Origin of the sequence: Micromonospora sp. CA-248212, from assembly GCF_050948405.1 — a bacterium.
Lineage (GTDB): Bacteria > Actinomycetota > Actinomycetes > Mycobacteriales > Micromonosporaceae > Micromonospora.
The window spans coordinates 2,336,354-2,360,661 of the sequence record NZ_CP192023.1; the positions used below are offsets into that span (position 1 = coordinate 2,336,354).

General features: G+C 72.6%; 21 protein-coding genes and 1 pseudogene. 9 read left to right on the top strand and 13 right to left on the bottom strand.

The window, feature by feature from the left end; all coding sequences use genetic code 11:
* The first annotated feature begins 13 nt into the window (after nt 1-13).
* A complete protein-coding gene (locus ACQP03_RS11430) occupies nt 14-961 on the top strand; it encodes a DUF72 domain-containing protein (RefSeq protein ID WP_433460860.1) in 948 nt (315 codons plus the stop codon).
* A 51-nt stretch (nt 962-1,012) separates the two neighbouring features.
* Here ACQP03_RS11430 and ACQP03_RS11435 read toward each other — a convergent pair whose 3' ends face one another.
* Nucleotides 1,013-1,378: a hypothetical protein gene (locus ACQP03_RS11435; protein WP_433460861.1), complete on the bottom strand. Its 366-nt coding sequence runs from the start codon at nt 1,376-1,378 to the stop codon at nt 1,013-1,015.
* A 187-nt stretch (nt 1,379-1,565) separates the two neighbouring features.
* Complete coding sequence (locus tag ACQP03_RS11440) at nt 1,566-2,195, bottom strand: hypothetical protein (RefSeq protein ID WP_357120151.1); 630 nt, start codon at nt 2,193-2,195, stop codon at nt 1,566-1,568.
* Between the two features lie 186 nt (nt 2,196-2,381).
* Here ACQP03_RS11440 and ACQP03_RS11445 point away from each other — a divergent pair, with 186 nt between their 5' ends.
* Nucleotides 2,382-2,552, top strand: coding sequence for a hypothetical protein (locus ACQP03_RS11445; protein ID WP_355050353.1), 171 nt, complete (start codon nt 2,382-2,384; stop codon nt 2,550-2,552).
* 53 nt (nt 2,553-2,605) lie between these two features.
* Here the strand turns inward: ACQP03_RS11445 and ACQP03_RS11450 are convergent, their stop codons facing one another.
* On the bottom strand, nt 2,606-3,862 hold the full coding sequence (locus ACQP03_RS11450) for a hypothetical protein (protein WP_396832224.1): 1,257 nt from the start codon (nt 3,860-3,862) through the stop codon (nt 2,606-2,608).
* 173 nt (nt 3,863-4,035) lie between these two features.
* Entirely contained in the window at nt 4,036-4,716 is a 681-nt protein-coding gene (locus ACQP03_RS11455) for a hypothetical protein (protein ID WP_396832223.1), read from the bottom strand.
* A gap of 245 nt (nt 4,717-4,961) precedes the next feature.
* Here ACQP03_RS11455 and ACQP03_RS11460 point away from each other — a divergent pair, with 245 nt between their 5' ends.
* Both ACQP03_RS11460 and ACQP03_RS11465 read left to right on the top strand, forming a co-directional pair.
* The gene (locus ACQP03_RS11460) at nt 4,962-7,019 is read left to right on the top strand and encodes a type IIA DNA topoisomerase subunit B (protein ID WP_396832222.1); all 2,058 of its coding nucleotides are present in this window, start codon (nt 4,962-4,964) and stop codon (nt 7,017-7,019) included.
* Nucleotides 7,020-7,051: 32 nt separating this feature from the next.
* Nucleotides 7,052-9,535 (top strand): DNA gyrase/topoisomerase IV subunit A, encoded by a 2,484-nt coding sequence (locus tag ACQP03_RS11465; protein ID WP_433460862.1) that lies wholly within the window; start codon nt 7,052-7,054, stop codon nt 9,533-9,535.
* Between the two features lie 215 nt (nt 9,536-9,750).
* Here ACQP03_RS11465 and ACQP03_RS11470 read toward each other — a convergent pair whose 3' ends face one another.
* The 7 genes and pseudogenes from ACQP03_RS11470 to pseB form a co-directional block, all read right to left on the bottom strand.
* Complete coding sequence (locus tag ACQP03_RS11470) at nt 9,751-10,383, bottom strand: alpha-ketoglutarate-dependent dioxygenase AlkB (RefSeq protein WP_357120136.1); 633 nt, start codon at nt 10,381-10,383, stop codon at nt 9,751-9,753.
* 346 nt (nt 10,384-10,729) lie between these two features.
* Nucleotides 10,730-11,788, bottom strand: a complete 1,059-nt coding sequence (locus tag ACQP03_RS11475) for a PseG/SpsG family protein (protein ID WP_433461148.1) — start codon at nt 11,786-11,788, stop codon at nt 10,730-10,732.
* On the bottom strand, nt 11,785-12,483 hold the full coding sequence (locus tag ACQP03_RS11480; RefSeq protein WP_433461149.1) for a cytidylyltransferase domain-containing protein: 699 nt from the start codon (nt 12,481-12,483) through the stop codon (nt 11,785-11,787). The genes ACQP03_RS11475 and ACQP03_RS11480 overlap by 4 nt, the downstream gene beginning before the upstream one ends.
* 188 nt (nt 12,484-12,671) lie before the next feature.
* Nucleotides 12,672-14,509, bottom strand: a pseudogene (locus tag ACQP03_RS11485) (class I SAM-dependent methyltransferase).
* Nucleotides 14,499-15,347 carry a hypothetical protein gene (locus ACQP03_RS11490; protein ID WP_357120130.1) on the bottom strand — a complete coding sequence of 283 codons (849 nt, stop codon included), beginning with the start codon at nt 15,345-15,347 and terminating at the stop codon, nt 14,499-14,501. Before ACQP03_RS11490 ends, ACQP03_RS11485 begins: the two are co-directional and overlap by 11 nt.
* Before the next feature lie 10 nt (nt 15,348-15,357).
* Nucleotides 15,358-16,515: a DegT/DnrJ/EryC1/StrS family aminotransferase gene (locus ACQP03_RS11495; RefSeq protein WP_433460863.1), complete on the bottom strand. Its 1,158-nt coding sequence runs from the start codon at nt 16,513-16,515 to the stop codon at nt 15,358-15,360.
* Nucleotides 16,512-17,495 (bottom strand): UDP-N-acetylglucosamine 4,6-dehydratase (inverting), encoded by a 984-nt coding sequence (gene pseB / locus ACQP03_RS11500; RefSeq protein ID WP_357120124.1) that lies wholly within the window; start codon nt 17,493-17,495, stop codon nt 16,512-16,514. The genes ACQP03_RS11495 and pseB overlap by 4 nt, the downstream gene beginning before the upstream one ends.
* Before the next feature lie 354 nt (nt 17,496-17,849).
* Here pseB and ACQP03_RS11505 point away from each other — a divergent pair, with 354 nt between their 5' ends.
* The gene (locus ACQP03_RS11505; protein WP_433460864.1) at nt 17,850-19,583 is read left to right on the top strand and encodes a hypothetical protein; all 1,734 of its coding nucleotides are present in this window, start codon (nt 17,850-17,852) and stop codon (nt 19,581-19,583) included.
* 111 nt (nt 19,584-19,694) lie between these two features.
* On the opposite strand, the gene ACQP03_RS11510 is transcribed toward ACQP03_RS11505, so the two are convergent.
* Nucleotides 19,695-20,168 (bottom strand): GNAT family N-acetyltransferase, encoded by a 474-nt coding sequence (locus tag ACQP03_RS11510; protein WP_433119679.1) that lies wholly within the window; start codon nt 20,166-20,168, stop codon nt 19,695-19,697.
* Nucleotides 20,169-20,303: 135 nt separating this feature from the next.
* On the opposite strand from ACQP03_RS11510, the gene ACQP03_RS11515 reads away from it, so the two are divergent.
* Genes ACQP03_RS11515 through ACQP03_RS11530 form a run of 4 tightly spaced genes read left to right on the top strand, consistent with a single transcriptional unit; the run spans nt 20,304 to nt 22,986 of the window.
* Nucleotides 20,304-20,555, top strand: coding sequence for an acyl carrier protein (locus ACQP03_RS11515; protein WP_357120118.1), 252 nt, complete (start codon nt 20,304-20,306; stop codon nt 20,553-20,555).
* A complete protein-coding gene (locus ACQP03_RS11520) occupies nt 20,552-21,823 on the top strand; it encodes an AMP-binding protein (protein ID WP_433460865.1) in 1,272 nt (423 codons plus the stop codon). The genes ACQP03_RS11515 and ACQP03_RS11520 overlap by 4 nt, the downstream gene beginning before the upstream one ends.
* Nucleotides 21,816-22,571: an SDR family NAD(P)-dependent oxidoreductase gene (locus tag ACQP03_RS11525; RefSeq protein ID WP_357120112.1), complete on the top strand. Its 756-nt coding sequence runs from the start codon at nt 21,816-21,818 to the stop codon at nt 22,569-22,571. Before ACQP03_RS11520 ends, ACQP03_RS11525 begins: the two co-directional genes overlap by 8 nt.
* Nucleotides 22,555-22,986, top strand: coding sequence for a hypothetical protein (locus ACQP03_RS11530; protein ID WP_357120109.1), 432 nt, complete (start codon nt 22,555-22,557; stop codon nt 22,984-22,986). Before ACQP03_RS11525 ends, ACQP03_RS11530 begins: the two co-directional genes overlap by 17 nt.
* Nucleotides 22,987-23,174: 188 nt before the next feature.
* On the opposite strand, the gene pseI is transcribed toward ACQP03_RS11530, so the two are convergent.
* Entirely contained in the window at nt 23,175-24,227 is a 1,053-nt protein-coding gene (gene pseI / locus ACQP03_RS11535) for a pseudaminic acid synthase (RefSeq protein ID WP_357120106.1), read from the bottom strand.
* Nucleotides 24,228-24,308 lie beyond the last annotated feature (81 nt).

Here is a 24,308-nt window from a genome sequence, read left to right on the forward strand (position 1 = left end):
TCCACTGAATGACATGGGTGTCATCAAGGTGGGCACGTCGTCCTGGGCGGACCAGTCGCTGCTGCGCTCGGGCTGGTATCCCCGCTCGGCCAACACGCCGGCCGGCCGGCTGGCCTTCTACGCGGGCCGGTTCCCGCTCGTCGAGGTGGACACCTCCTACTACGCCGTCCCGGTCCCGGAGACGACACAGGGCTGGGTCGACGCCACGCCCGACGACTTCACCTTCGACGTCAAGGCGTTCAGCCTCTTCACCGGGCATCCCACGCAGGTCGCCGCGCTGCCACGCGACCTGCGGCCGACCGCCGGCGCCGGCCGGGTCCGTCGCCGCGACCTGCCCGAGCAGGCGTACGAGGAGCTGTGGTCCCGCTTCCGGGCGGCGCTGGCCCCGATCGCGGCCGCCGGCAAGTTGGGCACTGTCCTCCTGCAGTTTCCGCCCTGGCTGGCCCGAAGCGCCGCCGCCGAGCGGCGCATCGTGGAGCTGGCGCAGCGCTGCCGGCCGTGGCGGGTGGCGGTGGAGCTGCGGCACGGGTCCTGGTTCGACGGCGCGGCCACGACCGCGACCCTGGATCTGCTGCGCGCGCACGACCTCTCACTGGTCTGCGTCGACATGCCGCAGGGGCACCCCTCGTCGGTGCCGCCGATCCTGGTGCGGACGGCGGAGCCGGCGATCGTCCGTTTCCACGGCCACAGTGACGCGTGGCGCGACGGCGACAAGCAGGACAAGTTCCGCTACGCGTACGCCGAGCAGGAGCTACGCGCCTGGGCGGAACGGCTGGCCGGGTTGGCTGGGGACGTCGACGACCTGCACGTCCTGTTCAACAACTGCTGCGCCGGGCAGGCCCAGCGGGACGCGACGCGGCTGGCGCAGCTGCTCGCCGAGACGATGCTCGGCGACACACCGGTGCCCGTCGGGCCGCGTCGGACGCCCGACGGTCCGGCCGTCGCGGCCTCGCGCGGCTGACCGACGGCCTTCGCGGGTGCCCACGTCCGGCGCACCTGACGGGGCCGCTGCTCAGGAGCGGCGACCCCGGCTGCGCAGCGCGTCCTGGGACCGGTCGGTGACCTCCGCCTCGTCGGGGAACGTCCGTCCGCTGGGCGCGGGATCGGGCGGCGCGCCCGGCCCCGCCATCGTGGTGCGGGTGGGCTCGACCGAGCCGAAGCCGTGCCGTCCGGCCGGGCCGCTCTGCCCGTCCGGCAAGCCCGCCCGCCGTTCACCGCGCCGCCCCTCGGGCACCGCCGTCTCCTCGCTGCCCTCGTCCATCGGGGAGTCGTCGCCCGCGCCCCAGGGCGCGTCGGCGTCGAGGCCGTCGCTGGTTCCCCACGGGTTGGTCGCCTCCGGTTCGAGCCGGTCACCGCCGCGTCCCTCGTGTGCCGTCATGGCCACCTCTTCGGTCGGTCCGCCGCTGTCGACGGACGGGTTGCCCCTCCCGGTCCTGTCCACCGGGCGTGGGCGCGGGGTGGGCCGGCGCCGGTGCGACCCGTGCCCACCCCGAAGTGCCGCGCGGCGCAGGGCCGGCCGGCGTCCCGCCGTCGACGGTCCGGCGGGGCCCCGGCCGGCCCGACGCTCAGCGTCCGGCCATCGCCATCTGGCGCTTGCCGCCGACGCTCATGCCGATCTTGGCCAGGCCCATCGGGGCGCTGCGCATCCCGCCGGCACGGCTCATCAGGCCCCGCAGCACCTGACCGGGCTTCTGCTGCTCACCCATGTACGCGGTGACCACGACCAGCGATCCGGTCAGCGCCGGGATCGCCCACTGGAGCAGCTTCATCTGCCGCTGCGATGAGGCGACGCTGGCCGGTGTCTGGTGGTTGGGCTCGGTGGCGCCGCTCACCGGCGGTCCGCCCGCCTTCTCCAACCGCATACCGACCAACCGGCTGTAGCCGGTGACGGCCAGCGCGCCGATCGTCAGCGCCGTCTTGATGGCGCTGGCGCGGCCAACTCCACGCTGGGCCGCCACCCGCGGGCTCTCGGTGACCAGTTCGCCGACCGCGCCGGCGAGGTGCGCGCCGATCGCGGCCGCGTTGACCGGTGTCCACTTGGACCATCCGGCCGAGGCGACCGGGAGCCGCTGGGTCGAGTCGTTGATCTTCGCTGCCGCGCCGTTGACGCCGAAGGCACCCATGAGGGAGCCGCCGAACCAGGCCGCCAGACCCAGATCGTGCATCGAGCGCAGTGCGGTGTGTCGTTCGGACATGTGTGATCCCCTTCCGCCGTGTCGGGCGAGGCGGCTTACCCGTCGCCCGGACGGCTAACCCCGTCGTCCGCCGGTCGATCCCCGCGACGGGGACATTCGGGCTTCGGGGGCCGAACCGTCTTCGCCGAGGAGTCGTCGGCGCGGCGGTGGGTAGGTCAGGCGGACGCCGACGGAGAGGGGAACGGCATGTCGCAGCCGGACGAGGTCCGCGAGAAGACCCCCAAGACCGACGCGGTGCTCATGCACCCGGACAACGATCCGCACCGCACCACCGCCGAGGTCGCGCCGCGCAAGGACCACGCGCCGATCGAGGTGGAGCGCGACGGCGAACGGACGCCGGTCGAGCAGGAGGACTGAGTCGACACGACGGAGGCCCCGTCGGATGACGGGGCCTCCGGTGGCGAGACCGGTCAGGAGACCGAGATCGCCCCGTTGCTCGCACGGACACACGACACCGCGCGGGCGGCGGTGACGGCGGCGCCGGCGAGGCACTGGCCGAGCACCTGGTGTCCGGTGGCGTTGGGGTGCCACGACTCCTGGCACGTCTGGAAGTAGCTGACGCAGGTGTTGGCGATCCGCTGGATGGCGATCTTGTCCTTACCGGCGAGGCTCGTCACGAAGGTGCCCGTGGCGCCGTCCTGCAACCGGATCGGGGTGGCCAGCGCGCCGGCCGGGCTGGACGTCGACTCGCACAGCCGCGCGCCGTCGAAGGCCCGCTGCACGTTCAGATAGACCAGATCGTCGTTGGGGAACTCGGCGGCCAGGGTGTCCCGGGTGGACTTCACGATGCCGCCGAGTCCCTGCGAGAAGCGGTGCCCGGGGGCGAGGCTGGCCCGGTGGATCGGGCAGCCGGCCGCGTACCGCTCGGCGCCGAGGTCACGGAACTTGTCCCGGGTGTCGTCGCGGCCGTCCTCCTCGTGGAACGCCGCGTTCAGCTCCTGCGGCAGCGGGTTGGTGTAGTCCTGGAACACCACCCGGTGCTGTCCGTCCGCGTCCACCTGGTCGAGGGTGGTGAGGATCTGGCGTACGGCGGCGGTGGTCTCCGCGGTCGCGGCGCTGAGCTGCGCGGCGGTGGCCAGGTCGGCGTCGCTGCACGGCTTCTGCTCGACCGGCCCGTTCAGGTACGCCCAGAACTCCCACCAGCCGGTCCAGGCGTCGGCGATGAACCGGTTGGCGCACGTCTCCGCGACGCTGCCGAAGGTGAACGAGCTGTTGTTGGAACCGAGGCCGATCAGCACCAGGTCGATGTCCTGGGTCTGCGCGACGGCACGGAGCTGGTCGAGCTGCGCGGCCACCGTACGGCCGTTGGTCCGGGCCTGGGAGGCGGTCGCGATGTCGTGCGGCTGGCCGCCGGAGCAGGCCAGGTTGAACCGGTTCTGGATGCCCGGCAGGTTCGCCTGGTTCAGCGAGGCGTTGGCCGACCGGTGGCAGAAGTACGCGTTGTTGTTCGGGGCGGACCAGCCGGGGAAGCCCTGGGTGACCCCGTTGGCGTCGACCACCGGCGTGTACGCGCCGGCGCCCTCCCCGCTGATGAAGCTGTCGCCGAGCGCCACGGCTGCGGTGGGCAGCGCGGCGGTCGCGGGGGCGGGCAGCGCGACGGCGGTCGACAGCGCGGCCGTGACGATCGTGAGTGCCGCGGCGAGCGCGGTGCGGCGGAACCTGGGCATGGGGCTCCCATCCATCGAAAGATGAAAGATTCTCTGAGAGCGCGATCAGATCACCCCCGTGCAACGGGCGTCAATGGCCCGTAACAGAATCTTTCGACGATCGACACGTGGATGTCGGCGCAGCGGTGGGCGCCCACTCTGGACGGGGGATGAACGCCGGACCGTCGACTACGTCAGGGGTGACGCCGGCCGCGCACGGCCGCGCCGAGCGCGTTCAGACCAACACCCCAGATCAGGAGTACGCACAGCCACTGCGCCCACCGCAACACGCTCATCTCCCCGGAGAGCAGGTTGCGGACGCTGCCGAACGGGGTGAGCCACGGCAGCGCCGGACGCAGCGCGTCGACGGCCTCCAACAGCCCGAACAGGCCCAGCGGGAGGACGATCGTGGCGAGGAACGCGACCACCCGCGAGCCCAGCAGCAGACCGAGCCCGGTGCCGACCAGGCCGGCGACCACCTGCACCAGCACGCTGCCCACCGCGACCGTGCCGGCGTGCCGCCACGGGTCAGCCGCCCCGTCGGCCGGGCTCAGCGCCAGCGTCGCGGCGCAGATCACCACACCGGCCACCCCGATCACGACGGCCGGCAGCAGCACTCCGAGCGCCGTCGGGACAACACCGGCGGACTCCCGGCGCGGATCGTGCGCGAGCAGGATGCCGAACAGTGGCGTCGCCACCGACAGCAGACTCTGGACCGCACCCGACAGGTCGACGAACGTCCGATCGGCGGGCGCCGCGGTCGCGACGAGCGCCACGGCGGTGAGCAGCCCCGCCAGGAGGGTGCCCGCGAGCAGCCAACGCCGGGCACGCGTACCGACCGAGCGCCGCAGGGCGTCGCGTGTCGTGTCGTCCACCCCGGCCGCCTCCCCGCGTCCGTCGTCCCCGCAAGTGAGGAATCGTACCGAGGTGGGTATCTCTGCGTGGTCCCCTGCTCACTGTGCGGCTGTTCGGTGGCTCACGTTCGTCGGGTCGAGCACGGCGGGTCGCGTAGGTGCTCCGGGAGTTGTCTCAGTCTCGGGCTAGGCTCGCTGCGGCGCGCGCCGGCCGACCGACAGTTGGGACGCCGCACCACACCGCCGAGACCGGGGAGTACGACCAGTTGACCGCAGAGCCTGACACCCTGTACGGGGCCGATGACCTCACCCACCTTGAGGGGCTGGACGCCGTTCGTAAGCGGCCCGGCATGTACATCGGTTCCACCGACAGCCGTGGCGTGGGTCACCTCGTCAACGAGATCCTCGACAACTCCACTGACGAGGGCGTCGCCGGCCACGCCAGCCACGTCGAGGTGATCCTGCACCCCGACGGCTCGGTCCAGGTCGACGACGACGGCCGGGGCATCCCCACCGACGTGCACGCCAAATCCGGCATCTCCGGCGTCGAGTTGGTGCTGACCCGCCTACACGCGGGCGGCAAGTTCGGCGGCTCCGGCTACAAGACCTCCGGCGGCCTGCACGGCGTTGGCGCCTCGGCGGTCAACGCGCTGTCCCGTCGGTTCGACGTGACCGTCCGCCGCGCCGGCAAGATCCACGCCATGTCGTTCCGGCACGGCGTACCCGGGATCTTCGACGGCGCCGGGCCGGACGCGCCCTTCACCGCCGGACCGGGGCTCCAGGTGACCGGGGCGATGAAGCGCGGCCAGCGCACCGGCACCTCCATCCGCTGGTGGCACGACGCGCGCTACTTCGAGACCGGCGCGGCGCTGGACGTCGACGCGGTCCGGATGAAGCTGCGCAACACGGCGTTCCTGGTCCCCGGCGTGACGTACCTGCTGCGCGACCTGACCGGTGAGGCGCCCGTCGAGGAGCGGTTCCACTACCCCAACGGGCTCAGCGACATGGTCGAGTTCCTCGCGCCGGCCGGCGACCGGCCGGTCTCCGGCATCCTGCTGGTCAACGGCGAGGGGACGTACCGGGAGAACGCCGCCGACGCCAACGGCGTCATGCAGTCCAACGTGCAGCGCCGCGCCGAGGTCGAGGTGGCGTTCCGCTGGGGCACCGGCTACGAGCGCACCGTCGAGTGCTTCACCAACACCATCCGCAACGCCCACGGCGGCACCCACCGCAAGGGCTTCGAGCGGGCCCTGGTGCGCACCCTCGCCGACGCCGTCCGCAACACCCGCGGCCTGCTCAAGGCCAAGGAGGAGCCGCCCACCCTGGACGACGTCCTGGAGGGGATGACCGCCGTGGTGCACGTGCGGCTTCCCGAGCCGCAGTTCACCTCCCAGACCAAGGACGAGCTGTCGACCACCGGCATCACCAAGGTCATCCAGAGCCTCGTCGACGCGCACGTCAAGGCCTGGCTGGAGGACCGGCGCACCAAGGCCGAGGCGCGCGTCGTCCTGCAGAAGATCGTCGACGCGGCGCGGGTGCGGCTCACCCAGAAGCAGCAGAAGGACGCCGCCCGGCGCAAGACCGCCCTGGAGGGCGCGTCCATGCCGCCGAAGCTGGTCGACTGCCGCGCCACGGGCATCGACCGTAGCGAGCTGTTCATCGTGGAGGGTGACAGCGCCCTCGGCACGAGCCGGATGGCCCGTTCGTCGGAATACCAGGCGTTGCTGCCGATCCGGGGCAAGATCCTCAACGTGCAGAAGGCCAACCTGCAGCAGGTGCTGGACAATGCCGAGTGCGCGGCGATCGTGCAGGTGCTCGGTGCGGGTTCGGGGCGGACGTTCGACCTGTCCGCGCTGCGCTACGGCCGCGTACTGATCATGGCCGACGCCGACGTGGACGGCGCGCACATCCGTACGCTGCTGATCACCCTCTTCGCCCGCTACATGCGGCCGTTGATCGAGGCCGGCCGGCTCTACGCCGCGATGCCGCCCCTGCACAAGATCACCACCAAGGGGCGGAACCCGCAGACCGTCTACACCTACACCCAGGCCGAGATGGAGGCGACGGTCCGCAAGCTGGAAAAGGCCGGCAAGCAGATCGTCACGCCCATCCCGCGCTTCAAGGGCCTCGGTGAGATGGACGCCGACGAGCTGTGGGAGACCACGATGAACCCGGCCACCCGCGCGGTCCGCCGGATCACCCTCGACGACGTGGACGCCGCCGAGCGCATCCTCGAACTGCTGATGGGCGAGAAGGTCGAGCCGCGCCGCAACTGGCTGATCGACTCCGCCGACCGGGTCGACCGGGAGGCGATCGACGCATGAGCCGACGTTTCATTCGAGTGGAGAGCTGAGTCATGGCACGCCGCAAGGACAACAAGGTCGACCTCTCCTCGTTCGACCAGGCCGGCGCGCGGGTCTTCGACAATCCGCTGGTCACCGAGGTCTCCGACTCCTACCTGGAGTACGCCTTCTCGGTCATCCACTCCCGTGCCCTGCCGGACGCCCGCGACGGCCTCAAGCCGGTGCACCGGCGGATCCTCTGGTCGATGTACGAGCAGGGCTACCGCCCCGACCGAGGGCACGTGAAGTCCGCCCGAATTGTCGGGGATGCGATGGGAAAGTATCATCCGCACGGCGACACGGCGATCTACGACGCCATGGTCCGCCTGGCGCAGGACTTCTCGCTCAACGTGCCGCTCATCGACGGACATGGCAACTTCGGCTCCCCGGACGACGGCCCGGCCGCCTCGCGCTACACCGAAGCGCGGATGTCCCGCGAGGCCATGCTGCTCGTCGGTGAGCTGGGCGAGGACACGGTCGACGTCGAGCCCAACTACGACGGGTCGTTGACGCAGCCGACCGTGCTGCCGGCGGCCTTTCCGAACCTGCTGGTCAACGGCGCGTCCGGGATCGCGGTCGGGATGGCCACCAACATGATCCCGCACAACCTCGCCGAGGTGGTCTCCGCGGCCCGTTGGCTGATCAACCACCCGGACGCCACCCTGGACAAGCTCATGGAGTTCGTCCCCGGCCCCGACCTGCCCACCGGTGGCGTGCTGCTCGGCCTCGACGAGGTGCGCCGGGCGTACGAGACCGGGCGCGGCGTGGTGCGGATGCGCGGCAAGGTGGAGATCGGCCCGATCGAGGGCAGCCGGGGCCGCCAGGCCATCACCGTGGTCGAGCTGCCCTACGGCGTCGGCGCGGAGAAGGTCATCGCGGCGATCACCAACGAGGTCACCAAGACCAAGCGGCTGACCGGCATCGCGGACGTCAAGGACCTCACCGACCGCGAGAGCGGCACCCGCCTCGTGGTCGAGTGCAAGGTGGGCGTCAACCCGCAGGCGCTCCTCGCCGACCTGTACCGATTGACCCCGTTGGAGCAGTCGTTCGGCGTCAACAACCTCGTGCTGGTCGACGGTCAGCCCCGTACCCTCGGGTTGAAGGCGCTTTTGGAGGTCTTCCTCGCCCACCGGTACGAGGTGGTCACCCGGCGCAGCTCCTACCGTCGCCGTAAGCGCGAGGAGCGCCTGCACCTGGTCGACGGTCTGCTGATCGCGCTGCTCGACATCGACCGGGTGGTCCGTCTGATCCGTGGCAGCGACGACGCGCAGGCGGCCAAGGACGCTCTGATGAGCCAGTTCGGCCTCTCCGACATCCAGGCCACCTACATCCTGGACACGCCGCTGCGCCGCCTCACGAAATTCGACCGGATCGAGCTGGAGGCCGAGCAGGACCGGCTGCGCTCCGAGATCGCCGAGCTGTCCACGATCCTCGACGATGAGCGGGTGCTCAAGAAGCTGGTCTCCGACGAGCTGGCGGCCGTGGTCAAGCAGTTCAGTACCGAACGGCGTACGACCCTTGTCGACGGTGACCTGAAGGAGGTGCTGGCGGCGTCCGCGCCGGCCGGCCCGCTGGAGGTCGCGGACGACCCGTGCCAGGTGATCCTCTCGGCGACCGGGCTGGTCGCCCGGACCGCGGCCGAGTCGGAGGAGAGCGCCGAGGGGCGTCGGCGCAACGGCCGGATCAAGCACGACACGGTACGCGCGATCGTGCACTCCACGGCCCGTGGCCGGGTGCTGCTGGTCACCAGCGCGGGTCGCGCCTTCAAGATCGACGTACTGCCGTTGCCGGTGCTGCCCGAGCAGGCCGGCACGGTGTCGCTGCGCGGCGGCATGTCCGCGGCCGAGTTGGTGCCGCTGGAGGCGGGGGAGACCGTCGTCGGTCTGGCCCCGCTCGCCGGCGCCACCGACGCCTCAGCCGGGCTGGCGCTGGGCACTCGGCAGGGCGTGGTCAAGATCTGCGCCCCGGAGTGGCCGGTGCGGTCCGACGAGTTCGAGGTGATCGGCCTGCGGGACGGTGACGAGGTGGTCGGGGCGACCTGGCTGACCGACAACACCGAGACGCTGACGTTCGTGACCTCGGAGGCGTCGTTGCTGCGCTTCGCGGCTTCAGTGGTGCGCCCACAGGGCCTCAAGGGCGGTGGCATGGCCGGCATCAGCCTGCCGGCCGGGGCGCGGGTGGTCTTCTTCGGCGCGGTACGCACCGACGATCCGGGTCACGGCGAGCCGATGGTGGTCACCTCCACCGGAGCGACGGTCAAGGTCACGCCGTTTCAGGCGTACCCGGCGAAGGGCCGGGCGACCGGCGGCGTGCGTGCCCACCGGTTCCTCAAGGGTGAGACGGACGTCGCCGTGGCCTGGGTGGGGCCGCGCCCGGTCGGCGCGACCGCCACCGGCGAGCCGGTCGAACTGCCGGCGGCGGACCCCCGCCGCGACGGCAGCGGCTTCGCCGTGATGCTCGGCCCAACGGTAGTAGGCCACCTAATCGAACGCGACTAACCCCGCGCTCCCCACCCCCACCCCCACCCCCACCCCCACCCCCACCCCCACCCCCACCCCCCCACCCCCCGGCCCCGCTGCCTCCTTGGTGATCAAGAGGTTTGCGTCATCGCTCCCGGCGTGTCGTGACGCAAACCTCTTGATCACCGGGGCGGAGCGGGGAGGGGGGTGGGTGGGGTGGGGTGGGGGAGGGGTGGGGTGGGGGAGGGACCGGGTTAGGCGACGTTGATTGGGCGGAACTGGACGCTCACCCTGGGGCCTACTGGGCGGGTGGTCTTGGGGATGGCGTGTTCCCAGGTGCGCTGGCAGGAGCCGCCCATGACGATCAGATCGCCGTGTCCCACGGGGAAGCGCAGGCTGTCGCCGCCGCCGCGCGGGCGTAGCAGCAGCGGTCGGGGTGAACCGAACGAGACGATCGCGACGATCGTGTCCGTGTGCGCGGAGCGGCCGATGGTGTCGCCGTGCCAGGCGACGCTGTCGCGGCCGGAGCGGTAGAGGCACATGCCGGCGGTGACGAAAGGTTCGCCCAGCTCGGGTGCGTAGTGCCGGGTCAGGGCGGTGCGGGCGGCCGTGAGCACGGGGTGCGGCAGTTGCCGTTCGCCGTCGTACCAGCAGAGCAGGCGGGGCACGTCGACCTCGCTGTCGTACATGGTCCGGCGTTCCGCGCGCCAGGGCACTTCGGCGAGCAGGGTGTCGAGGACCGCGTCGGAGCCGCGTACCCAGCCGGGGAGGTGGTCGACCCAGGCGCCCCGGGTGAGATCGTGCCGCCGGATCGCGCCGGGCAGCGGCCCCAGGGCCGGGTCCGCGTCGGTCAGATCGAGCATCGACGGCTGGTAGACGACCTCCATGCAGCCCACCCTAACAGCACGTTAGTACAAGCGTGCGAGTGCCGAGCCGCACGCCCGCAGCCCCCACCCACACCGCACCCCCACACCGCACCCCCCGCCGCGCCCCCACACCGCGCCCCCACACCGCGCTCCCACACCGCGCCCCTCGCCGCGCCCCCACACCGCGCCCCTCGCCGCGCCCCTCGCCGCGCCCCCCGCCGCGCCGATCTTGCAGTTTCGGTTGCCGATATGGGAGTAGACGCCCCTTGTGTCGCCACAGCAAGTGCAAGATCGCGGGGAGCGGGGAGCGGGGAGCGGGGAGCGGGAGCGGGAGCGGGGAGCGGGGAGTGGGGAGTGGGGGCGGCGGTCAGGGTTTGGTGGGGGTTGGGGTTATGGCTTCCAGCACGGCGTCTACGACGCGGGCGCGGCCCTGGCCGTCCACGGCGGCCCAGGCTCGGGCGGCCAGCGCCGCCCGGCGTCGCGGCGAGCTGAGCAGCCCGTTCAGCGTTCGTGCCGCCGTCGCGCGGGCGGTCCGCCCGGACAGCCCGGCGGCGGTCAACTCCGGCAGTTCGCCGAGGCCGGCGGCCAGGCCGTGGCGCACCACCCGGGTGTACGACTCGCGCTGGTTGTCGACCACGCAGACCAACGCAGCGGGCGCGCCGAGGCAGCACAGTTCCCAGGTGGAGGTGCCGGCGGCGCTGATCACGAGGTCCGCCTCGGTGATCAGGGTGGGCAGCGAGCCGGTGGGCGGGACGGGATGCACGACCTGCCCCCGCCCGGGGCTGATCGCCTCCAGCTCGGCCTCGATCTCGGGTCGCCCGACGACGACCGTGAGGTCCAGCGGGTGGCCGGTGGCCAGCAGTACCCGGGTCAGCGCCGGTGCCGCGCCGACCGCGTCGGTGCCACCGAAGAAGGCGAGCACCCGTGGCCTGCCGACCGTCGTGGCGGGCCGGGGCGTCGCCGGGCGGGCGGTCACGACCGAGTCGCGCAGCAGGGCGTACCCGCTGCCGGCGAGCAGCCGTCCGGGCAGCTCCGGAAGCCGCGCCCCGAAGTTCTGGTCGAGGTAGAGGTCGGCGTCCTGGCCCCGGCTGTCCCCGTCGATCACGGCGAGGGTGAGGATGCCGGCTGCGCGCAGGGCGCCGGCGGCGGCCGGGTCCAGTTCGTACGAGTCGAGGACCACCACGTCGAGGTCGTGTCGTCGGGCCGCCTCGACCAGCTCGCTCGGTGACTCGGGGCCGGGGTGCAGCTTGATGCCGCGCGCGGCCAGTTCGGCGCTGGCCCAGCCGACGCGCTCGACCGTGCCGAACACCGCGACGTGGGCGCCTCGGGCCAGGAACTCCTCGGCGAGGGCCAGGCAGCGGACGAGGTGCCCGACGCCGCGCCGTGGCCCGGCGTCGCAGCGCAGCCCGACCCGTAGCGTGCTCAGGACTCCTCCAGCCGCTTCTGGCGTACGTCGGCGTTGAGCGCGCGCAGCCGGGGTTGCCCGTCGAGCCAGTCGGCGAGCTTGGCCAGTGGCACGCTGACGTCGCCGAAGTGGTCGGCGACGGCGCTCACCAGCGCCCAGTCCTGCTCGGTGTCGAGGGTCAGCCGCAGCGCCGAACGGTCCGGGGTGAGGGTGACCCCGAGCACCCGGAACAGCTCCGGATGGGTGTACGCGTACGAGGTCACGTGGACCCGGTGGTGGCCGGTGGCGAGCCGGTCCAGGGTACGCAGGGCGTCCGCGCGGATGATCTCGACGTCCAGCCCTCGGGGCAGGGTGCGTGCGATCGACGTGCTCGCGTAGTCCAACCCGGGTACGGCCCGGTATACCGAGGCCACCAGCGTGATGATCTCCGGATCGAGCAGCGGGCAGTCGGCGGTGAACCGCATGACCGCGTCGCCCGGGTGGGCGGCGAGCGCGCCCACGAACCGGCCCAGCACGTCGTCGACGGGGCCGCGATGGCACGGCACGTCGAGCCGGCGGCACTCGTCGACAACCGCGTCGTCGACGGTGTCGGTGCTCGTGGCGACCACCAGGTCGGCCAGGACGCCGCTGTCGCGGGCGGCGCGGACGACGCGGCCGAGCACGGACCGCCCGGCGAGCGGGCGCAGCACCTTGCCGGGCAGCCGGGACGAGCCCATTCGGGCCTGCACGATGCCGACGATCCGTGCTCCGGCGGCCGCTCCCGCGTCGGCCGTCGCATCCGGACGCGCGGCAGGACCGGGCCGCGCCGCAGGACCGGGCCGCGCCGCAGGGCCGGGCCGCGCCGCAGGACCGGGCCGCGCCGCAGGGCCGGGCCGCGTCGTCGCGGGAGCGCCGCCGTCGTCGGTCACTGCTGCTCCTCCTGCTCCGTGACGAGCTGCTTCGGGGCGAGCGCCGCGCGGGCACGTCGCTTCGCGGCACGCGCACCCCGCTTGGCCAGCCGGGCGGGGGTGATGGCGAGCCGGCCGACTCGGTAGCTGATGGACCCGCTGAGCAGGCCGATCTTCGCCTCGGCCCGGCGCAGCGCCCGTTCCCGGGAGGTGAGCAGCTCGTCGGTCCACTTGGTGAGGGCCGCCAGCCGACTGATCTCCTCGCGTTGGCGCAGCCACGCCTCGCGCAACTGCTGGTAGCTGTGCGCGCCGAGCGGCGGGTCGGTCGGTTCGACCGCCTGCAGGTCGGTGGTGAGGGCCGTGCGGTGCTCGGCGTCCAGGCCGTGCAGGCTGGCCGTGATCGCCGCCTCGACCTGGACCGCCTCGGCCACCGTCGTCCGGTCCAGGTCGTGGCCGGCGAGCCCGCCGAGGACGACGGTGAGGCCGGCGACGTCGAGGGTGGACGACCACGGGTGGGCGTACCCGCCGGTGAGCAGGGCCGCCGCGAAGCGCCACAGCCCGCGGGCCAGCACCACGTCGCCGGGGAGCCGGTCGGCCGCCCGCCAGCTCGGGTCGAGTACCGCGAAGCGTTCCCCGTCGACCACCATGTTGTCGGCACTGGCCAGCGCGGCGGCGCCGACCAGCCGTCCGTCGGCGTCGGCCTGGTCGGCGAGCCAGCCCGCGTACCCGTGCAGCAGCGCGCGCACCGTGGTCAGGTCGCGGCGCAGCGCGGCGTCGAGCAGCAGGGTGCGCAGCAGCCGCCCGGACGGCACCGGCCCGGTCAGCGCGTCGGGGTCCCGGTACGCGGCCTCGCGGCTGGCGAACGGCGCGCTCGGCGCGCGCGTGTCGGCGGTGGCGACGTGCCCCCACCGCCAGCCGGACGGGCCGTCGCGCACCTCCAGCACACCGATCCCGGGCTGCCCGGACGAGCCGGTCTGCACCAGCGCCACCGGCAGCTCCGTCTCGCCGGGGAGTCCGTGGGCCCGCCGGGCCGGTGGGCCAGCATCAGCCAGGCCGGCGCGAGGTCCGCGGCGCGCCCGGCGTGCAGGGCGTCCACCGCCAGCCGGGCCGGGTCCTGGAGCACCGTGGCGGGAGCGAAGGCACCGGCGCAGGCGCCGTGCAGCACCGCGTCGAACAGCCCGCGGCCCGCGCCGTGGTCGAGCTGGTCGGCGTCGAGCAGGGCCGTCGCCGTCGCGCCATCGGGGTACGCGGCCCAGCAGGCGCTCGGGCGGAGCCCGCTGTCGGTGATTCGCTGCCGGAGCTGGTCCCGGTTGGCGGGGTGGGCCGGGTCGAGCACGCCGCCGATGACCCAGGCGGAGTCGTCGCGGGCGGCGTACCAGGGGGTAGTGGCGACCAGCCGGTGCAGCCCGAGCGGGTTGTCCAGGCGCAGCAGCAGCGCGCCACCGGGGCGTACCGCCGCGACCAGCCGGGCCAGCACGCCGTCCCAGCCGAGCCGGGTGCCCTCCACCGACTCGATCGGGTCCAGGCCGGCGGCGGCGATCACCACGTCGTACGTCTCGTCGTCGGGCAGGCCGGCGGGGCCGCCCACGATGACGTGGGTGGCCCGCTGGGCGAGCACCACCGCGTCCGGGTGACTGCGCAGCAGGCAGGTCACCTCGGCGTGGGCGAGCCGGTCGAGCAGCGCCGGGTCGTGCGGGCCGGCCAGCAGGACCCGCGCGCCGGACGGCACGACGCGGGCGGCCAGCGCGGCGAGCGGCCCGCCATCGGCCAACCGCTCTTTCGGCAGGTCGGACCAGGCCAGCATCTCGCCGCCGGGCAGGCTGATCCGGCCAGCGGGTGCGGTCTCAGTCGTCACTGTCGTCCTCTTCTTCCCCAAGGTTCGCCCAACCCAGCAGCTCACGCAGCTCGGCCGGGGTGCAGCGGTGGTCGACGCCCAGCTCCGCGCGGGCGATCGAGACGGCGGTGGGCAGGTCGACCCTGGTGCCGTGCAGCTCCGGCCACTGCCGACGGATGCGGGCGGTGCCGCCGAAGGTCGGGTCCTCGTTGGACAGGATCATCGGGTCGCCGTAGACCGCCGGTTCGCAGCCGGCCGCGATGCCGTAGAAGATCGCGCTGGTCAGCCGGTTGGATGCTACCCGGCGGTGTCGGCGCAGCTCGGTCAGTTGCTTGTCGAGGAACTCCGGGTCGGTGTCCTTCCACCAGTGTCCCCGGTAGCCGTGGCAGATCACCCGGAACCCGGCGCGCTCGTAGAGCCGCCGGACGTGGCGCATGCCGTACTCGTGCCAGTACAGGCAGACCGTCACCGGGCCGGGCTCGGTGTCGCGGATCCGGGCGATCAGCTCCCGGTGGTCGCCCTTGACGTGCTGGCCCTCCCAGCCGTGGAACGGGTACCAGATGGTGCCCTCCCGCTCCTGCTCCGGCGGGTTGTCCGGCCGCATCGCCAGCAGGTAGGTGAACGGGGCGCCGATCACGACGACGTTGCGCCGCCCCACCGACCAGGCCCGGCGGCGGGTCTGCTCGGACCAGAGCAGGCTGGGCGTGCGGTCGGCGTACGGGTGACCCGGCGCCAGGCCGTCGCCGATGTTCCAGCCGTGCTGCACGTACCCGTTGATCCGTGGCGGATGCCGGTCGCCGAGACCGGCGTAACGGGCCAGCACGTGGGCGTGGCCGTAGAAGTGGTTCGCGTGGTGCATCAGCTTCCCATCAGGCGGCGGAACGCACCGCGCTGCCCCGCAGGATCGCGGTCAGCGCGTCGATGACGCGGTCCTGGTCGGCGTCGCTGAGTCCCGGGTACAGCGGCAGCGACAGCTGCTGGGCGTAGAACGACTCGGCCACCGGGCACGACCCGCGCCGGTAACCCAGGTCGGCGAAGGCCGGGTGCCAGTGCACCGGGATGTAGTTGACCTGTACGCCGATGCCGGCCGCGCGCATCCGGTCGTAGACCTCGCGGCGACGGCCGTTGAGCACCCGGATCGGGTAGAGGTGCCAGGCCGGCTCGGCCCACGGCTGCTGGACGGGCAGGCGTACCCCGTCCAGGTCGGCGAGCGCCTCGTTGTAGCGGGCGACGAGCGCGGCCCGGCGGGCCACGAACTCGCCGAGGCGGCGCAGTTGGCTGCGGCCCAGGGCGCAGAGCACGTCCGGCAGGCGGTAGTTCAGCCCGAACTCGGGGACCTCGTAGAACCAGCCGCCCTCGTCGGGGCGGCGCAGGTCGTCGCGCTCGCGGACCATGCCCACGCCACGGAAGCGGCGGGCCCGCTCCAGGATCTTCGGATCCAGCGCGGCGACCCCGCCGCCCTCGGCGGTGGTGAGGTTCTTCGTCGGGAAGAACGAGAACGTGGTCAGGTCGGCGAGTGATCCGACCGGCCGAGCGTGGTACGTCCCGCCGATGGAGTGCGCCGCGTCGGCGAGCAGCAGGGCGTCGGTGCCCGCGACGGTCTTGCGCAGCGCGTCGTAGTCGGCCGGGTGGCCGGCGTAGTCGACGGCGGAAACCACCTTGGTACGCGAGGTGACCGCCGCCGCCGCGGCAGCCGGGTCGAGGCAGAAGGTCTCCTCGTCGACGTCCGCGAACACGATCTTCGCGCCGAGGGCGACAGCGCTGCTGGCGGTCGCCACGAACGTCATGGGCGGCACCACCACCTCGTCGCCCGGTCCGACACCGGCCGCCGCGTACGCCACGTGCAGCGCGGCGGTGCCGTTGGAGACGGCGGCGACACCTGCCGCGCCGGTCACCCGAGCCAGGTCGGCCTCGAACGCGTCGACCTGCGGCCCGGTGGTGAGCCAGTCGCCGCGCAGCACGCCGGCGACGGCCGCGACGTCGTCCTCGGAGATCGACTGCCGGCCGTACGGGAGCATCCCTGTCATGCGGTCAGGCCGAGCATCTCGCGTAGCTGCTCGACGGTGAGCCACTCGTCGTTCGTGTCCGACTGGTAGGCGAAGCCGTCCGGCACGGGCTCGCAGTCGACCGGCGGCTGGTAGCCCCAACCGGCGATGGTCGGCTGGACGATGTAGCGGTCCTTGGCGCGCAGCGTCCGCCGGCTGTCGTCCGGGGCGATCATCTCCTCGTGCAGCTTCTCGCCGGGCCGGATGCCGATCTCGTGGGTGGTGGCGTCCGGGGCGACGGCCTCGACCAGGTCGAGGATGCGCATGCTGGGGATCCGGGGCACGAACAGCTCGCCACCCTGCATCTGGTCGAACGAGTCCATGACGAACTGCACGGCCTGCTCGAGGGTGATCCAGAAGCGGGTCATCCGCTTGTCGGTGATCGGCAGGCTCTTGCCCTCGGCGGCCAGCCGGTGGAACAGCGGGACGACCGAACCACGGCTGCCGACCACGTTGCCGTAGCGCACGACCGAGAACCGGGTCGGGTGGTGCGCGGCGTAGTGGTTGGCCGAGACGAACAGCTTGTCGCCGACCAGCTTGGTGGCGCCGTACAGGTTGATCGGGCTGGACGCCTTGTCGGTCGAGAGCGCGATGACCTTCTTGACGCCCGCCTCGATCGCCGCGTCGACCACGTGCTGCGAGCCGGTGATGTTGGTGGCGATGAACTCCGACGGGTTGTACTCGGCGGTGTCCACCTGCTTCAGGGCGGCGGCGTGCACCACGTGGTCCACGCCGTGCATCGCCCGCGTGAGGCGGTGCCGGTCCCGGATGTCGCCGATGAACCAGCGCAGGCGCGGGTCGTCGCCGAGCTGCTGGCGCAACTCGTACTGCTTGAGCTCGTCGCGGGAGAAGACCACCACCCGGGCGGGGTCGGCCTCGGTGAGGATGTGCCGGAGGAAGGTCCTGCCGAAGGAACCCGTTCCCCCGGTGATCAGAATGGACGATCCATTCAACTCACTCAATTTGGTGCTCCCGTGATCGTGGATGAACCGGCGGCCCTCGGCCGGCCGACCGGGGTGAGACGCTAACGGCGGCGGGTTAACGCACCGGCGCTCGCGGGTTAACCGCTTCCCCTGCCGTCGTGAATGGCGGGCACCGTGCAGGCGAACATTTCCGACCGGCCGGGAAGCGGGCTGACCAGGGGAGATCCGGCCGCTACAGTGGCCGCGCGAGCGACCCGGCAGCCTTGAGCGCGTCGTGGTTGCCGCGTTCACCCGACATCCGCACCGCCTCGGTGCGAGCGGATCATCCCCGAGCGTCACCAGCCTGTCCGGCATGCCCAGCGGCCGGTCCGGCCGACGGTTCAGGAGGCGTTGATGGCAATCGGCAGCGACGTGATCGAACGGCCGGCGGTCCCGGCCGGGACACCGCCCGCGACACCCGCACGCCGATGGCTGGTGCCGCTGCTGCTGTTCGTCGGTTGGGTGCTGAGCGTCGCCTGGCGCATGTGGCTGTCGCGGCACATCGCGCTGCCCATCGCCCACACCGACGAGGACAGCTATCTGAACACCGCCCGCGCCCTCGCCGGCGGTCCGGGCGGGTTCAGCAGCGAGAACGACCTGCTGCGCCGGGTCGGATACCCCATGCTCATCTCGCCCGCGTTCCTCGGCCACCACGACTTCGCCGACAGTTACCGTCTCGTCCAACTGATCAACGCGATGGTCAACTCGACGCTGCTGCCGCTGGCGTACCTCCTGGGCCGCCGGGTGCTCCGGCTGCCCCGCGCGTCGGCGCTGCTCGCGGCGGTGGTGGCGGCCACGCTGCCGGCCACCGCCTTCTACGCCGGCGTCGCGATGATCGACACGGTGATGGCGCCGCTCGTGGTCGCCTGGCTGCTCGCCGTGCACCGCTGGATCGAACGCCCCGGGCCGCTCGCCGCGGCCACCGTGGGCCTGCTGGTGGGGTCGTTCCACCTGCTGCACTCGCGCGGTCTGGTGATCGTGGCCGTGCACGCCGGCCTGGTCCTGCTGCTGTTCGTGCGCCGCCGGATCACCCCCGTCGCGGTGCTCGCGGCGCTGCTGCCGGTGCTGGCCCTGGCGCTGGTCAACGAGGCCGGCATCCGCTTCCTCGGGGACAAGGTCTACCTGCTGGGCAGCACCCCCGGGGGCGGCACGGTCGCCGCCGTCGCCTCCGCCCAGGGGGTGGTCCGCGTCGGGGCGGCCGTCACCACCCAGCTCTGGTACCTCGTGGTGATCACGTTCGGACTGGCCGGGATCGCCTGGGCCGCCGCCGTCAAGGAGCTGTGGCGTCCGCGCCACGGTGACGCCACCCGCTGGACGATGGGGGTGGCGCTGGTCGTGAGCGTCGGGGTCGCCAGCGGCGCGTCGGTGCTCCTGGCCGGCATCACCGGCAAGCCGTTGGACGCGATCTACGGCCGCTACGTGCAGATGCTCGCCCCGTTCTGGCTGCTGGTCGGGCTCGGGGTGCTGCTCACCGAGGAGCGCCGGGTGGCGCTGCGCCGGGCGGCGGTCGCGGTGGGCCTGCTGGTCGCCGGCGGCGCGCTGGTCGCCGGTCGCCTCGCGTACGTGGCCAGCCGAGGGCACTCGCTGCGCTACGGCGGCTTCGGCGCGCCGGACCTGATGGCGTTGACCAACGGTTGGCGCGAGATGCGTCCGGTGCTCGGGTCGCTGATCGGCATCGGCGCGTGCGTGCTGCTGGTGGCCGCGGTCCGGGTGCCCCGGCTGCGGCTGCCCGTGCTCGGCGTCCTGGTCGTGGTCAACCTGCTCACCATGCAGGTGATCGACCAACGGCTGGTGCGGCCGATGGCCGCGAGCACCGCGCCGACCCCCCGGGTCGCCGACGTCGGCGTACGCCCCGGCGAGCGGGTCTGGGCCTCCACCGGTGTGCACTACATCCTGCGGTTCAACCTCAGTCACCAGGTCACCTGGACCGACGTGCGGTGGTTCCGCGAACAGCCGCCCGCCGCCGCGCAGGTGGTGTTCGCCCGCTGGGCGCCCGGCCAGCCGGACGACTGGGACGGCGCGAGGTACGACTTCGTCCGGCTCGGCGGCAACGAACGGCAGCACTGGGCCGCCTGGCGGCGCGCCTGATTCCGACGCCCATTACCGCCCGGTGGTCACCGCGTTCCGGTGAACGGTGGATGTCCACCGGGCGTACGGGTGCCTAACGCTTTACCGCCATTGCGGAAATGCCGGCGGCAATCACCGTTGGCGACGATCCTCACGCGCCAGGGAAATCGGAATGACGGTGATTTCCCGCCCGTCGGACAGTTCCTGCCGTGGCGTGCCCTCGACGAATCGAAAACGTCGGTTCATCTGCCGCACGACGGTGTTGTGCGCCAGCACCTCGCCGTCGAGCCGAGTCAGGTGCAACCCGTCGAAGGCGTACTCCACGGCCTCCCGCATCACCCCCAGCCAGGCCGGCAGCGTCTCGCCCCGCCCGGCCAGCCCGTCGGCGTCCAGGTAGAAGCCCCACGCCCCGGTTCGCGGGGCGTCCAGCCGCAGGTCGAAGAAGGTGACGACACCGCAGGGTCGGTCGTCGTGGACGTACGTCAGGACGCGCCGCGTCGGGTCGTCGCGCACCGCCGACCACCACCGGGCGTGCTCCTCGGCGGTGATCTCGTGGCTGGTCTTGCTGACCTGACGGTTGGTTTCCTGATTACGCCAGGACAACATCAGATGAACGTCGTCCGCCGTCGCTTCGCGTAGCACGTGCTCCCGCTTTCCTGTCTGAACACATCCGGTCGGAGCACCTTACCCGGGCCTACCGGGAAAGCAGTTATCCATTCGCTGGGTTGTAGACTCCGGCGCATGAACGAATTGAGTCGCGCGCAGATCCGCGACCTCATGGCGCAGGTGCTCAAGAACCAGGACAAGGAGCTGCCCGCCGACGACGCGGCGCAGCTGCGGGACATCGGTTTCCGCTCGCTGGACTTCTCCGAGCTGGCCCTGCGCGTGGAGGACGAGACGGGGGAGGAGCTGAACTTCGACGCTCCCGGCCTGCGCCGCATCGCCACCGTCGGCGACGTCCTCGACTTCCTCGTCGAGCTTTCGCAGCAGTGACCGTCGCGACCCCCCACCCGGCCACCGCGGGTCGGGAAGCGGCCGGCGTCGACAACCGGCTCGTCGTGGGCGGCGCCGCGCTGACCTGGCGGACGTTGCCGACGCCGGAGCTGCCCGACCCCGCCGCGGTGCTGGCGCACTCCGCCCGGCACGCGCTCGCCGCCGCGCGACAGCACGCCGTGCACGGCACCGAGCTGCTGCTCAGCACCGCGAGTCGGGTGGACGCGACGATGCGCGCGGAGCTGGACGACGCCGGCTTCACCGTGACCCTCCTCGACGACGACGGCGCGCACCCCAGCGCGCCCGCCCGATCGCGCGTCGCCGAACCCGGCCGGCTGTGGCTGCTGACGTCCGGGTCGACGGGCCGTCCCAAGCGGGTCGGGCACACCCTCGACACGTTGACCACCGTGCGGGCCGACCAGCCGGACCGGACCTGGCTGTGCCCCTACGCCCCCGGCACGTACGCCTGGTGGCAGGTCGTGACCCTGTCGCTGACCCAGCCCGGTCAGCACCTGGTGGTCATCGAGCCGGACGAACTGGACGACTGGCCGGCGGTCGCCGCCGCGCACGGGGTCGACGCCGCGTCCGGCACGCCCACCTTCTGGCGGCGCACCCTCTACCGGGACGCCGCCGCGCTGGCCCGGGTGCCGCTGCGTCAGATCACCCTCGGCGGCGAGCCGGTGGACCAGGCGATCCTGGACCAGCTGCGCGAGGTCTTCCCCGCCGCGCGGATCTCCTGGATCTACGCGTCCTCGGAGGTCGGCGCGTCCATCGTGGTGCACGACGGGCGGGCCGGGTTCCCCGCCGAGTGGCTGGACCGGGAAACCGAGGGCCGACCCACCCTGTCGGTACGCGACGACGAACTGGTCGTCACCTCCCCGTACCACGGGGTCGGGCTCTCCGGCCCGGTCCGCACCGGGGATCGGGTGCAGGTGGTCGACGGGCGGGTGCTGATCACAGGTCGCTTGGACACCGACGAGATCAACGTGGGTGGGAGCAAGGTCTCCGCCGGTGTGGTCCGTGGCGTGCTGACCCAGCATCCTGGTGTGGCCTGGGCCCGCGTCACCGGCCGCCGCGCCCCGGTGCTCGGTCGGATGGTCGTCGCCGAGGTGGTCCTCGCACCCGCCGAGCACGCGGACGCCCCGCTGCCCGACGAGGCCGCGCTGGTCCGCTGGTGCGCCGACCGGCTGCCCGAGCACGCCGTGCCCCGCCGGATCCGTGTGCTGACCGAGATTCCCGTCAAGGAGACCCTGAAGAGCGATGTCTGACCCCGCCGACACCAAGCTCGTTCCCCCCAGCTCCGTGGTCCTCGTCTCCGGCGGTTCCCGGGGGCTGGGCCTGGCCATCGTCACCGACCTGCTCGACGCGGGCGTACGGGTGGCCGCGTTCGCCCGTACCGTCACCCCCGAGCTGGAGAAGCTCGCCGCCGAGCACCCCGACCGGGTGCACGTCGGTTCGGTCGACGTCACCGATCTGCGCGCCGCGCAGGGCTTCGTCCGCGAGGTGGAGCAGCGCCTCGGCCCGATCGACGGCATCGTCAACAACGCCGCCGTCGGGCAGGACTCCCTGCACGTGCACACCGCGACCGACGACATCGCCCGGATCATCGAGACCAACCTGACCGCGCCGCTGCAACTGACCCGGCTGGTGATCCGTCGGATGCTCGGCAAGGGGCTGCGGGGCCGCGTCGTCAACATCACCTCGATCTGCGCGCAGCGTGGCTTCCCGGGCCTGGTCGCGTACTCGGCCACCAAGGGCGGCATGGACGCCGCCACCCGCTCGCTCGCCCGGGAACTCGGCGGCCGGATGCTGGTCAACGCGGTCGCGCCCGGCTTCTTCGCCTCGGAGATGTCCGCCGTGCTCGGCCCGACCCAGCTCGACCAGATCGTGCGCCGTACCCCGACCGGCCACCTGACCGAGCCGGAGGAGGTCGTACCGGTGGTGCGGATGCTGCTGCGCGAGCACACCAACATCAACGGCCAGGTCATCGTGGTGGACGGTGCCGCCTCCATCTGACCTGCGCCCGGTGCCGGGACTGCTCGCCGCCGCCGAACGGCACCTACGCATCGGTACGCCCGCCGACCTGGCCTCGGCGACGACCCGCAGTCACCTCGACGACGGGCGCTGCGTCGGCTGGTACGGCCCGCCGGTGCCGGGTTGGCGAGTGGCCGTCGACGCGGAGCGCGCGAACGCCCCGGTGCCCCCGGCACTGGCCCGCCACTTCGGCACCGCTGACTTCTGGGCCCGGTGGACCCGGGCCGAGTGCTGCTGCAAGTTGGTCGACGTGCCGATCGCGACCTGGTGGCGTCGGCACGGGCTGGGCACTCCGGTGAACGTCGCCATCCTCTGGAGCACCCTGCGGGTCGCCGACCTGGTGGTCACCGTCGGCTTCGCCCCCGAGCAGGGCGCGGGGCTGACCGGCCGCGACTGACGGCGGGGTGCCGCTGTTGTCGGGCGCCTCCTGTCGAGCTGCCCCATCGGTGGGGCGGGATGGCACCCACGGCACGCGCCCCATTTTCGGGGCAGCTCGACAGGAGGCGCACAGGGCACTGCCAGCCGCAGAGCCGGGCACCCCGCGGCGCCGCTACCGGCGCGGCGGGGCACCCGGCCGCACAGCGGTCAGATCAGGTCCCAGCTCAGCGGGGTGCCGCGCGGGACGTCGGTGGTGAAGGTGCGGCCCAACACCCTGTCGATCTCGATCGGGGCCAGGCCGCCGGCTGGGCGGATCGACCGGACGTTCTGTGCCGTCACCGGGTCGCCGGCCCGGACGTCCTCGACCACGAACAGCGAACGGCGGAACCGTAGCCCTTCCCGCTCGGCCGGCGTCGGGCCGATCGCGGTGCCGCCCAGCGCCGCGTAGGCGCGGCCCGACTCCTCGACGAGCGCGGTCAACTCCGCCGGGTTCAGCGAGAAGTCCGAGTCCACGCCGCCATCGGCCCGGTCCAGGGTCACGTGCTTCTCGATGAAGCAGGCGCCCAGCGCCACCGAGGCGACCGCCACGCCGATACCGGGCGTGTGGTCGGAGAGCCCGACCGGCACGTCGAACGCGCCGGCCAGCACCGGCAGGCGGCGCAGGTTGCTGTCGGCGGGGGGTGCCGGGTAGGACGCGGTGCAGGCCAGCAGGACGATGCCCGCCGCGCCGCCGTCGCGCGCGGTCCGTACGGCGGCGTCGATCTCGGCGACCGTCGCCATCCCGGTCGAGATCACCATCGGCTTGCCGGTGCTGGCCACCAAGCGGATCAGCGGCAGGTCCACCAGCTCCGAGGACGCGATCTTGTACGCCGGGGCGTCCAACGACTCCAACAGCGCCACGGCGGTCGCGTCGAACGGTGACGAGAAGACCGTCAGCCCGCGCGCGCGGGCCCGCGCGAAGATCGGGGCGTGCCACTCGTACGGGGTGTGCGCCCGCTCGTAGAGGCGGTACAGGTTCTCCCCGCCCCACAGCTCGTGTCCGCCGGAGATGCGGAAGGCCGGGGTGTCGACGTCGATCGTGATCGTGTCCGGCCGGTACGTCTGCAGCTTGAGCGCGTGCGCGCCGCTCTCGGCGACCGCGTCCACGATGGCCAGCGCCCGGTCCAGGTCGCCGTTGTGGTTACCGGACATCTCGGCGACCACGAAGGGCCGCTCCCCGGCACCGACCGCGTGCGGTCCGATCTTGATTGTCGCCGTCATTCCGACCTCTGTTCCCTTACGCCCGCACCGACGTGCGGTGGTGCTGTCGTCGTCCCCCCGAACGGGTGGACGACCTGAAAA